The sequence below is a fragment of the Fischerella muscicola PCC 7414 genome, assembly GCF_000317205.1.
GTDB lineage: Bacteria > Cyanobacteriota > Cyanobacteriia > Cyanobacteriales > Nostocaceae > Fischerella > Fischerella muscicola.
The window spans coordinates 13,712-26,157 of the sequence record NZ_AJLK01000058.1 but is presented as its reverse complement, the minus strand read 5'-3'; the positions used below and the strand labels follow the sequence as shown (position 1 = coordinate 26,157).

7 protein-coding genes, 1 pseudogene and 1 CRISPR repeat array are annotated in these 12,446 nt (G+C 42.2%); of the genes and pseudogenes, 6 read left to right on the top strand and 2 right to left on the bottom strand.

The genetic code is table 11. The features are described from left to right. Positions 1-4: 4 nt before the first annotated feature. Positions 5-774 (bottom strand): annotated as a pseudogene (locus UYI_RS32215) (Uma2 family endonuclease). A gap of 127 nt (positions 775-901) precedes the next feature. On the opposite strand from UYI_RS32215, the gene UYI_RS36645 reads away from it, so the two are divergent. The 5 genes from UYI_RS36645 (at position 902) to UYI_RS0108125 (ending at position 4,058) form a co-directional block, all read left to right on the top strand. Continuing rightward, entirely contained in the window at positions 902-1,066 is a 165-nt protein-coding gene (locus UYI_RS36645; RefSeq protein ID WP_157226315.1) for a hypothetical protein, read from the top strand. 28 nt (positions 1,067-1,094) lie between these two features. Next, positions 1,095-1,289, top strand: coding sequence for a cytochrome b6f subunit PetP (gene petP / locus UYI_RS0108140; RefSeq protein WP_016866183.1), 195 nt, complete (start codon positions 1,095-1,097; stop codon positions 1,287-1,289). 112 nt (positions 1,290-1,401) lie between these two features. Continuing rightward, positions 1,402-2,502: a Get3/ArsA fold putative tail anchor-mediating ATPase NosAFP gene (locus UYI_RS0108135; protein WP_016866182.1), complete on the top strand. Its 1,101-nt coding sequence runs from the start codon at positions 1,402-1,404 to the stop codon at positions 2,500-2,502. Positions 2,503-2,601: 99 nt separating this feature from the next. Then, the gene (chlG, locus tag UYI_RS0108130; protein WP_026085821.1) at positions 2,602-3,618 is read left to right on the top strand and encodes a chlorophyll synthase ChlG; all 1,017 of its coding nucleotides are present in this window, start codon (positions 2,602-2,604) and stop codon (positions 3,616-3,618) included. Between the two features lie 152 nt (positions 3,619-3,770). After that, positions 3,771-4,058 (top strand): hypothetical protein, encoded by a 288-nt coding sequence (locus tag UYI_RS0108125; protein ID WP_016866180.1) that lies wholly within the window; start codon positions 3,771-3,773, stop codon positions 4,056-4,058. A gap of 433 nt (positions 4,059-4,491) precedes the next feature. Here the strand turns inward: UYI_RS0108125 and UYI_RS0108115 are convergent, their stop codons facing one another. Beyond that, complete coding sequence (locus tag UYI_RS0108115) at positions 4,492-5,451, bottom strand: MDR/zinc-dependent alcohol dehydrogenase-like family protein (RefSeq protein WP_016866178.1); 960 nt, start codon at positions 5,449-5,451, stop codon at positions 4,492-4,494. 37 nt (positions 5,452-5,488) lie between these two features. Between UYI_RS0108115 and UYI_RS0108110 the strand changes: the two genes are divergently transcribed. Further along, positions 5,489-6,511: a ChaN family lipoprotein gene (locus UYI_RS0108110; RefSeq protein WP_016866177.1), complete on the top strand. Its 1,023-nt coding sequence runs from the start codon at positions 5,489-5,491 to the stop codon at positions 6,509-6,511. A gap of 729 nt (positions 6,512-7,240) precedes the next feature. Then, a CRISPR array of direct repeats spans positions 7,241-12,384; the repeat unit is 37 nt; unit sequence GTTTCAATCCCTGATAGGGATTTTAGTTGATTTCAAC. Between the last annotated feature and the right edge of the window lie 62 nt (positions 12,385-12,446).

Sequence of the window (12,446 nt, the reverse complement as noted above, 5' to 3'; positions counted from 1 at the left end):
ATTTCTAGTCTTGGGTTTTGTCAGGCTCAGTTAATTTATCTGGTTCAATTCCCAAAGAACGCAACTGCTCAGCTAAACGTTGCGATCGCTCTCTTTCCTGTTGTAAAAGTAATTCTGCATCATTTGCCCTAGCTGTTGCTTGTTGTGCTTGTTGCTGAGCTTGTTGTGCTTGTTGCTGAGCTATAAAAGCAGCTTCTTCTGGTGTGGGAACTAAATCACCGCCCGCAGTAAAATAGCGTAATTTGTTTTCGTGTATACCTAAATACAAATTCAGTACTTGACTCCAACGCCATCCTTGGGAATTGGGGACAATTTCTTGATACTGATTGCCCACTAATTCAAAACCAACAAATTCCAGAGTTTCTGGTGAAAACCAAAAATATTCTGGTGTATGAAAGCGACTTTGATAAAGATTTTTCTTCAAAGTCCGGTCAACATTAGCCGTGCTATCACAAAGTAATTCTATAATCAAATCTGGGTAGCGTCCATCTTCTTCCCAAACTACCCAAGAATTACGCGATCGCTTTTCTGTATCCTTGACTAAAAAAAGTCTGGGCCTCGAAAATCACGATTTCGCAATTGCTGCCGACTAAAATAAATTGTCAGATTCGCACCAATAAAAAAATCATTTTGCTCTCGCCACAGCCACTCTAAAGATGTTACCAATAACAACAACTGAAGATAATGCAAAGAACTTTCCATTTCCGGTTCATCACTTAACAACCGAGTAGCATCAGGCATTTGTTGTTCCAACTGTTGCGCTGCGTTTAACATCTATCTATATCTACTCACTAGTTGATTTAATTTTAGTCATTGGTCATTTGTCATTTGTCATTGGTTAGTAGTTAGTGGTTGTAGAGACGTGCCATGGCACGTCTGTACAGTAGTTAGTAGTTAGTAGTTGGTTATTCCTCACACTCCCCACACTCCTCACACTCCCCACACTCCCCACCTCCCCACTGCCCCTAATCCCCACTCCCTTGGGGGAGTGGGGGCCCCGAGTTCCCCACCTCCCCACCACCCCATCTCCCCACCTCCCACTGGACGCCGGATTCCGGTACACTGAGTCTTGGTTTATTGCATTGTGAGTTGGCATGGAAATCGGACAAAAAGTAAAGGTTCTTCGTTTGCGCGATCGCGTACCTGCTCCTATTGTTAAGAGACTAGGACAAATCGGTACTATCGAAGGTTACAAAATGACCGATGGTAGCGGTGTTGGCATCGTGGTCAAATTTGATGATAATTTTTCCACTTGGTTTTTTGAAGATGAACTCAAACTAGTACAGTAAGTGATCGGCGGGGGTGTCCTCTGAGTGCTGAACTTGAGAAGGAAGCTACTCAAATCAGCCGAGTGCTAAGTTGGAGTTGAAAAAATCGGCGGTAAAAAATAGGAATCAAGTAATGGCCCTGATATTGACATTTTTGGGCAAAAGCGGCAGTGCTAGGACAAAAGTAGCGATCGCCGCAGCCAAAAAATTAGTAAGCCAAGGAAAGCGCGTACTTTTAGCTGGGAGTGCAGAACCAGCATTGCAAATCTTGTTGGGTGTTCCTATTGGTTCTGACCCCCAAGAAATTGCTGCTAATTTGCACGTTGTTCAGTTTCAGACTTCTGTACTACTAGAACGTAATTGGGAGGACGTGAAAAAACTGGAAGCGCAATATCTCAAAACGCCCATCCTCAAAGAGGTTTATGGTCAAGAACTATCGGTATTACCGGGGATGGACAGCGCCCTTGTCCTCAACGCCATCCGCGAGTACTACGAAAGCGGCAAATATGACGCGATCATCTACGATGGTAATGGTGACACCTCAACTTTGCGAATGTTCGGGATGCCAGAATTTCTCAGTTGGTACGTGCGGCGATTCCGACAATTGTTTGTCAACTCCGATCTCGGGAAAGCAATTTCTGAATCGCCCTTGATTCAACCGCTAATTAGCACCTTTTTCAATATCAACTGGACATCGGATAACTTCGCCCAACCTACTAACCAAGTTAACAACTTTTTAGACAAGGGTAGAGCCGCCCTCGCTGATCCCAGGCAAGTTGCTGCTTTCTTGGTGACAAGCAATGATCCTGTGGAAATTGCTTCTGTGCGCTATCTTTGGGGTAGCGCTCAACAAGTTGGTTTAACCGTGGGTGGCATTATCCTTGTATCTAATAATACAGATATCCATATTTCCGAGCAATTTACTCCCCTTCATGTGAGCGTGGTTCCAGATGTCAAAACAGAAGATTGGCAAGCCCTTGTCGATGTCCTACCCAACTTTGTAGAACAAGCGGTACAGGCTCCCAAACCGATTGAAATTAACATCCAAGAACACAAGGTAAGCTTATTTTTGCCTGGATTTGATAAAAAACAGGTCAAACTTACTCAATACGGCCCAGAAGTAACTATTGAAGCTGGAGACCAAAGGCGGAATATTTTCCTACCTCCCGCCTTGAGTGGTAGACCTGTTACTGGTGCTAAGTTCCAAAATAATTATTTGATAATCTCGTTTTAGGCAAGAGGTGATGGGTAATCGGTAATGGGTAATGGGAAAACCACCAAATTACCAATTACCAATTACCAATTACCAATTACCAATTTACAAGTACAGCCTATGTCTGATTCAACTCCCATTACCCCTGATTCCAATACATCCACAGACCAAGCAAATGGTACTGTTGACCGCAGTGCTAAGACCAGGCAACTTTTGGGTATGAAAGGTGCAGCGCCTGGAGAAAGTTCGATTTGGAAAATCCGCCTGCAACTGATGAAGCCAATTACCTGGATTCCTTTAATGTGGGGTGTAATCTGCGGTGCGGCTTCTTCTGGTGAATTCACTTGGACGCTAGAAAATGTCTTGAAGGCGGCAGTTTGTATGGTGCTATCAGGACCATTGATGGCAGGTTACGTGCAAATCATGAACGATTATTATGATCGCGAAATTGATGCCATCAACGAACCCTACCGCCCAATTCCCTCTGGAGCAATTTCCATACCCCAGGTAATTACGCAAATATGGGTATTACTTATTGCTGGTATAGCAGTTGCCTTTGCCCTTGATAAATGGGCTGGTAATGAATTTCCCACAATTACAACAATTGCGATCATCGGTTCATTTGTCGGCTACATCTATTCTGCCCCGCCCTTGAAGTTGAAGCAAAACGGTTGGTTGGGTAGCTATGCTTTGGGTGCAAGTTATATTACTTTCCCCTGGTGTACTGGTCACGCTTTATTCGGAGAACTCAACTGGAAAATAGTTGTCCTTACCCTAATTTACAGTTTGGCTGGGTTGGGTATTGGTATCATCAATGACTTCAAGAGTGTCGAAGGCGATCGCAAACTCGGATTAAAATCACTGCCTGTAATGTTTGGTGTGACGACAGCTGCTTGGATTTGTGTGATCATGATCGATGTCTTTCAAGCTGCGATCGCTGGTTATTTAGTTTACATCCACGAAAACTTGTACGCCGCTATTTTGGCATTACTGATCATCCCGCAAATCACCTTCCAAGATATGTATTTTCTGCGTGACCCTCTAACTAATGATGTCAAATATCAAGCCAGCGCTCAACCTTTCCTAGTTTTGGGGATGCTTGTGGTTGGTTTAGCAATTGGTCATGCTGGCATCTAGTGAAAAGTGATCAGTGATCAGTTCTCAGTTAACAAAAACTGAATCACTGATATCTCTTTAGTCAGAAGTCATGAGTGAGGAATGAGGAGTTAATATAACTATAACTTCTCATTTCTCACTCACATTTTTTGTAGCTTTTCGCAATTCTTGCCGTGTCGCAAATAATACATTTTCTATTTTTTACAATTCAAAAGCTTCTTGTACCGATTTGTTTTGTCAGTGCCTGGGTATTGGTTACTATAGTTGTTTGGAGTCTGTGGGCTGCAACTCGTGATGGTGTCAAAACAGCCAAAAAAATGCACCAAATTCCCTGCGCTGGTTGTCAGTATTTCACCGATGATCATCGTCTCAAATGCACAGTCCATCCTTCCATTGCTAATACAGAAGAAGCGATACAATGCATAGATTACCAACCAAAAACGAATTCAATGTTTTATTAGTTGTTTGTTGGTGGTTGGTGGTTGGTGGTTAGTAGTTAGTGGTTTACTCCTCACACTCCACCCTGCACCGAAGCCCTCCGGGTAGTTCCCTCCGGGACGCTACGCGAACGCAGTCGCTCATGGGGGACTCACCGATCCCCACGACCGACAGGGAGTGGGGATTGGGGGCTAGGGGTTCCCTTTGGGGTTGGGGGAGGGAACCCCCTTCTGCGCGCTGTCTCACCGCTACCGCGTCTACACACTCCCCACTGCCCCTAATCCCCACCAGGGGCCGGTGAGTTCCCCATTGCCCCCCCAACCCCACAAAGTGGGGACCCCTAGCCCCCCATCACCCCATCTCCCCATCTCCCCATCTCCCCATTGCCCCTAATCCCCACTCCCTGTCGGTCGCGGGGGCCCCGAGTTCCCCATCACCCCATCTCCCCATCTCCCACTACCAATTCTCCATTTCCAATAGCACCTTCAACACACCTTTTGTTTCGGCGTGTCCAAAAGCTGCTATTGCTTCTGCAAGTGGGTAACAGGCTTGAATGAGGGGTTGTACGTCCACTTTCTCTTGTGCAAGTAGTTCTAGTGCAGGTGCAAACGGTCCGCAACGTGAACCAATCAGAGTAATTTCATCCACTACCAAAGCAGAAGCATCTAGACTGAGATTGCCAGCATAGGTGCTTTTTAGTACCAGTGTACCACGGGGACGTAGAGCACGACGAGCGATCGCAAATCCTTCAGCATTGCCTGTACACTCTACGGAAATATCAAAAGTCCTGTCTGTAACCGCATCCGCGAAGCCTGTTTTAATGCCCCGTGCTTCTAAATTAGCCAGTTTCTCACGATGTCGTCCCACTACCAAGAGATCACAACCAGTCAAAGCCAGAGTTTGGGCTACCAATTGTCCTAGCTTACCATCCCCAACTACTAACACTTTGTCATCTGGACGCAATGCTACCTGCTGCTGAATTTCCAATGCCGCAGCTACAGGTTCAGTGAATGTGGCGACTGCTGTAGGAACACTCTCTGGTACAAGATGAAGATTTTCTACAGGTAAACACAGATAGTCAGCAAAAGCACCATTGCGGTTAACAATACCAAGCACAGTCCGGTTTTCGCAATGAGTCGAGTTGCCGCTACGACAAAAGCGACATTTACCGCATACAGCGTTAATTTCACCGACAACACGGCGATTTATTAAGTTTTCTGGGCCTTGTTCTACAACACCCACAAATTCATGACCTAAAATGCCAGTGTAAGGGTAATAGCCTCTGGTTAGTTCTAAATCAGTGTTACAAATACCAGCACATAAAACCCGTACCAATGCTTCCCCTGGTGGCGGTTGGGGAATGGGAATATCGGTACGTAATTGGAGTTGCTTGTTTTCCAGCCACAGTCCTTTCATATTAATAGCTGAACCTATCGGGCGTTGTGTAAAGAAAATGACACTATTTACTCAAAGCAAGTTACTGGCATACGCAAGAATCCTAGCAAATGAACAGCAAAGCTTCCCAAGCAAAAAACTATTTTTTTACCTTTTAACTTTTACTTTTTACTTTTTACTCTCGACTTTACCTGCCTGCGCTGAAACTGTCAAAAGTTCCTGTCCTCCTAAGTTAGTTATGGTTGCGCCACCTAGCAATATAGATACAATCTTTCCAGATTGGGATAAAAGTTGTGGCAAACCAGAGAATTTTATTTACAGTCGTCAACAGATGTTGACGGAACTAGCAAAAGCAGATGTGGTGTATTTGGGGGAAACTCACGATAGTTCTGTGGATCATCAAAATCAACTGCAAATTATTCAGGAACTCCAGCGGAGTCATCCTAAAATTGCTATTGCGATGGAGATGTTTCAGCGCCCCTATCAAGGCGTTGTTGATCAATATTTAGCGGGTAAACTGACTGAACAAGAACTAGTAGAGAAAAGCGAGTACGAAAAACGCTGGGGTTTCCCTTGGGAAGATTACGCCCCAATTCTCCGCTTTGCCAAAGAGAAACAACTACCCGTTTTAGCTTTAAACACCCCGACAGAAATTACACGCAAAGTTGCACGTCAAGGTTTAGAAAGTCTTACAGTATCCGAAAGGAAATTCATTCCGCCTTTTTCAGAAATTCGTACTGATAACGAAAAGTATAAACAATTATCACAACAAGCTTTTCAACAACATCAAAATGATGGACACGGTAATAGTTCTGGTGCTGAACGCTTTTTTTTGGCGCAAGTATTATGGGATGAAACAATGGCAGAAGGAATTGCTGAGTTTGTCAAAGCCAATCCAGATTATCGAGTGGTGGTGTTGGCTGGACAAGGACATATTGTTTACGGTTACGGAATTCCTAGCCGGGTTGCACGTCGTCTTGAGGGTAAGAAGTTGATGCAGCTATCTGTTCTTTTGAGTCCTCCCCAAGAAACTATAACAGGTAAGGATGAGGTGGCGATCGCTGATTTTATTTTTAAATAATAGATTTAAGTAAGGTTTTGCGTATAAGTTTGGTTTTTTTAAACGCAGAGGCGCGCGGAGGGTACGCAGAGGTACGCAGAGTTTTCTAATAATTTGTGATGGTTCCTTCTGCCATCTGCCTTCTTCAATAGCAAGTAGTGATTTCAGTGTTATCTCTGATGTGAAGAAGGCTGAGTGTGGATGAGATTAATAGTATCCAAAAACCACATCAGGTTACGAAAACCTATCTGGGTGGCAGCAATTGACACGATCACGACTAAGACTATAGTCCAGGGATTTTTTTGCGACATCATTTTTTCTTAAGGTTGTTGTCCAAAAAATGTTTGTGTTTCGTCCGGAATGCTGAACTTCGACTTTGTAGCTTACAATAACACCACTCGATGGTGATTATGAATTAAATCTCCTAACTTTAAAGTGCTATACGTAAATCTCACCACATTGCTACAACAGTGTGGTTTTATATTGCAAGGTTAGGTTAATTTCATTCGCTTTCAATCTAACCGAATGACAGACTTGTTAAGCGCTGAAATAAATTTTGCGCTCAAAGGTAAAGTTAGCTTATAGCTAACTTAAGATAAGAATGTTAACCCCTTTTAACTAACATCTTTCAGCAATCTAAGGAAGAATCACCCACAGTTAATTTTCATCTTCTTCTGATGTATCTATTTCAGGGAATTTTAAGTCATTTCCACTCGGAACTCAGCCCAAAGCATCAGCAAAATTAGCTGGGTTTCAATCCCTGATAGGGATTTTAGTTGATTTCAACGATATATTCCCTATATCTTCCGTGTTGTTCTTGAAGTTTCAATCCCTGATAGGGATTTTAGTTGATTTCAACTCTAGACAACTAGATATCCTGTAGGGCCTAAGGGAGTTTCAATCCCTGATAGGGATTTTAGTTGATTTCAACTCGGAGAGCCAGCTAACCCCGTGTCGATCCTGGAACAAGGAGTTTCAATCCCTGATAGGGATTTTAGTTGATTTCAACCAACTCTTCAAAGAGGTAATAATTCTGCATTAAGCGTTTCAATCCCTGATAGGGATTTTAGTTGATTTCAACCACGGCAAAGGTAAAGTCAAGAGAAAGAAATCCGTAAGTTTCAATCCCTGATAGGGATTTTAGTTGATTTCAACCGTACTGATAAGTTTTTCCTCTCCAAGAATAGGGTGTAGTGTTTCAATCCCTGATAGGGATTTTAGTTGATTTCAACATAGATTTAGAAAGCGATGGGATTTGCACGATCGCGTTTCAATCCCTGATAGGGATTTTAGTTGATTTCAACCACGGCATTCTGTTTTGTTTCCACCAATTGAAGGCGTTTCAATCCCTGATAGGGATTTTAGTTGATTTCAACCTGCTGCTGGAGTAGTCGGTATTGCGATCGCACAAGTTTCAATCCCTGATAGGGATTTTAGTTGATTTCAACGCTAGCTTTTATGGGGTGGATGGACTTGCTTGCGTTTCAATCCCTGATAGGGATTTTAGTTGATTTCAACTTTGCGCAAGCTCCCCTGTATTTTACCCTCCCATGCGTCAATGTTTCAATCCCTGATAGGGATTTTAGTTGATTTCAACCTACACCTGATTTGGTGTTGGCATCGCCTGCAAGTGTTTCAATCCCTGATAGGGATTTTAGTTGATTTCAACGCCAAGAATGCTAGGAAGCTGCTGCCACCAAGACCGGTTTCAATCCCTGATAGGGATTTTAGTTGATTTCAACTTAAATGTTTTGTCTGCAAGTCTGGAAGCGATCTCCAGTTTCAATCCCTGATAGGGATTTTAGTTGATTTCAACCAAGATCGAGCAAGAAGAAGCCTCCAAATACGATGTTTCAATCCCTGATAGGGATTTTAGTTGATTTCAACGTACATCCTTTTGGCGATTTTCTGGATCTTCTTGGTTTCAATCCCTGATAGGGATTTTAGTTGATTTCAACCATAGCAGGTGGAAAAACGCTAAACGCAATAAGCGCTGCTCGTTTCAATCCCTGATAGGGATTTTAGTTGATTTCAACCGCCTGCAATATGAGTCTGCAACAACCGTTGTTTATAATGTTTCAATCCCTGATAGGGATTTTAGTTGATTTCAACGGACGTATTTGACCTCTTTGGCACTCCTAACAATCTGTTTCAATCCCTGATAGGGATTTTAGTTGATTTCAACCCTAAAGGCCTGGAAGAGCATCTGGCAAGCATTTGTTTCAATCCCTGATAGGGATTTTAGTTGATTTCAACCCTAAAGGCCTGGAAGAGCATCTGGCAAGCATTTGTTTCAATCCCTGATAGGGATTTTAGTTGATTTCAACTACTTAACCTTAGTCTCGAGTAAGGAGTATGGGTTTCAATCCCTGATAGGGATTTTAGTTGATTTCAACCCTCTTGGAGAGTAAGGGGGGGAAACCAAGGGGAGCGTTTCAATCCCTGATAGGGATTTTAGTTGATTTCAACATTATTTTCACGACAAAAAGCGCCCACACAGAATTGTTTCAATCCCTGATAGGGATTTTAGTTGATTTCAACCGTCCAAAGGCAGGCGGGAAAGTCTGCTGGAGAAAGTTTCAATCCCTGATAGGGATTTTAGTTGATTTCAACTTTGCAAAGAATTAGGTATTGCTAAGACTGCCTTTTATGTTTCAATCCCTGATAGGGATTTTAGTTGATTTCAACTGTATAGATTCTGCACAGTCCGCACGATCCTGGTTTCAATCCCTGATAGGGATTTTAGTTGATTTCAACTCCAAAGGGATGAGTTCAAGAAACCTATCAAGGTCGTTTCAATCCCTGATAGGGATTTTAGTTGATTTCAACTCATGTCCGATCCCGTACTCGCGGCTTCTACCGCTACGGTTTCAATCCCTGATAGGGATTTTAGTTGATTTCAACAGAGATGAGACCCAAACCGAACCCGTGGGGGTCGAGTTTCAATCCCTGATAGGGATTTTAGTTGATTTCAACGTTCCAATCAAATGCGATCGCACCGATTAAGTAGTTTCAATCCCTGATAGGGATTTTAGTTGATTTCAACAACAAAGGAGACCAAATAAATGAAACTAGCGCTTTTAGTTTCAATCCCTGATAGGGATTTTAGTTGATTTCAACGCTGAAATCAGTAGCACACTAGAGGATTATTTGCAAGTTTCAATCCCTGATAGGGATTTTAGTTGATTTCAACCAAACAGTTCTGGTCTTGCAAGCGGCTGTAACTCGTTTCAATCCCTGATAGGGATTTTAGTTGATTTCAACAATCCGTGTAATAACTTTGTAATAACTTTGTAATGTTTCAATCCCTGATAGGGATTTTAGTTGATTTCAACGGGTCTTCCTGGATCTGGTAAAGGGATGCTTTTGGTTTCAATCCCTGATAGGGATTTTAGTTGATTTCAACTGAAGGATTGTTCAAATTTGACCGCATTATCAGGGTTTCAATCCCTGATAGGGATTTTAGTTGATTTCAACTAAAGTTTTCTGGGTTTGATGTGGACTACGATTTAGATGTTTCAATCCCTGATAGGGATTTTAGTTGATTTCAACTTGATATTAAGCAGCTAATTCGCGCCAAATAGCGTTTCAATCCCTGATAGGGATTTTAGTTGATTTCAACCCTGGACAGGAATAAAAGCAAATTGGAAAAAATGGGTTTCAATCCCTGATAGGGATTTTAGTTGATTTCAACTATCGTAGAAAGTGTAGGTCATGTAACCTCCCTAGTTTGTTTCAATCCCTGATAGGGATTTTAGTTGATTTCAACTCCGCACCCTTTTGGAGGAGGCTCGGGATGCTAGGGTTTCAATCCCTGATAGGGATTTTAGTTGATTTCAACACTCCAGAAGAACCCCCAATTCATCGATGCCCTTAAGCAACGTTTCAATCCCTGATAGGGATTTTAGTTGATTTCAACCCGTCGGATCTCCATTAGCGCCGCCTCTATGTGGGTTTCAATCCCTGATAGGGATTTTAGTTGATTTCAACTTATCAAGAGTCGGAGGTTGAAACATTTGTGCCAGATGTTTCAATCCCTGATAGGGATTTTAGTTGATTTCAACTTTTGGCTATGCCAACTGGTAGTGGGAAAAGCCTGTTTCAATCCCTGATAGGGATTTTAGTTGATTTCAACTGATAATTGCGCTATAGAAGGGTGGAGGATCATCCAGTTTCAATCCCTGATAGGGATTTTAGTTGATTTCAACATTACCGAGGCCAAGGGATCGGTTCTCGGCTGGTGAAGTTTCAATCCCTGATAGGGATTTTAGTTGATTTCAACCTCGAATGCCTAAGGAGTTGGCCAGCTTCAAACCCAATTGGTTTCAATCCCTGATAGGGATTTTAGTTGATTTCAACAAGCTTGAATTTCGTCATCAACAAGATAATAAGGCGTTTCAATCCCTGATAGGGATTTTAGTTGATTTCAACAGTTTGGGATTATTGCGATCGCCACGGCTTGAAGCGTTTCAATCCCTGATAGGGATTTTAGTTGATTTCAACATTTCACGCCTGGGAATTTGGACTCTTACACAATCGTTTCAATCCCTGATAGGGATTTTAGTTGATTTCAACATCCAGCAGCACTACACCGCGCACAACACTTCCGCGTTTCAATCCCTGATAGGGATTTTAGTTGATTTCAACACGCTGTAGGGGAAGTATTTGGAGCGGATCCGCAAGTTTCAATCCCTGATAGGGATTTTAGTTGATTTCAACTCTCCAACCTGTTGCGCCATGGAATCCAGGACAGCCGTTTCAATCCCTGATAGGGATTTTAGTTGATTTCAACTCCGTATCTAGAGCCTTATCGGAGATCTCGTACCGGTTTCAATCCCTGATAGGGATTTTAGTTGATTTCAACTTAGCTTTTCTAGGATCTGTTAATAAGCGTTTAGAAAAAGGTTTCAATCCCTGATAGGGATTTTAGTTGATTTCAACGTAAATATAGGGGATATTCCAATTTAAATCTTATCAGTTTCAATCCCTGATAGGGATTTTAGTTGATTTCAACTCAAATCATGGAGCGAGTATATCACGGTTGATCAAACGTTTCAATCCCTGATAGGGATTTTAGTTGATTTCAACTATTCCATTAGAAGGGACAATGGACACCAAGACTGTTTCAATCCCTGATAGGGATTTTAGTTGATTTCAACTTCAGCTGAAATTCCAGAATCTTTTATTGAATCTCTAGAAGAGTTTCAATCCCTGATAGGGATTTTAGTTGATTTCAACACTGCTCACATGGGAAGCGCGATCGCGGTTTATGATGATTGGTTTCAATCCCTGATAGGGATTTTAGTTGATTTCAACTTTAAAAGCTTGATTTTAGCTGTATAAGCTAATTGTTTCAATCCCTGATAGGGATTTTAGTTGATTTCAACTTTTTTGAATCAACTGCCCCTCCGTTCATAAAAAATTGTTTCAATCCCTGATAGGGATTTTAGTTGATTTCAACAGAATTTTAAAGCTAAAATAGCTTATAAGTCCTTGTTTCAATCCCTGATAGGGATTTTAGTTGATTTCAACGCAATCGGCAAATTACTTGAATTATTCCAGATTTTGTACGTTTCAATCCCTGATAGGGATTTTAGTTGATTTCAACTTGCAAACTTGATTTGTGAGTTCTACAGGGCTGCCGTTTCAATCCCTGATAGGGATTTTAGTTGATTTCAACTTTAGGCACCACGATTCCTTCAGTGGCTTACGCAGTTTCAATCCCTGATAGGGATTTTAGTTGATTTCAACTGTGTCCTCCCCTTATTCCCCACTCGCGCATTTGCTGTTTCAATCCCTGATAGGGATTTTAGTTGATTTCAACTCCCGACGCTTCTCACCTTATCCGAAACTGCCAGTTTCAATCCCTGATAGGGATTTTAGTTGATTTCAACTGCTATGGACTCAAACCCTTACAGTATTTAGTTTTCAAGGTACAGTGGTGCAAACCTGTCAT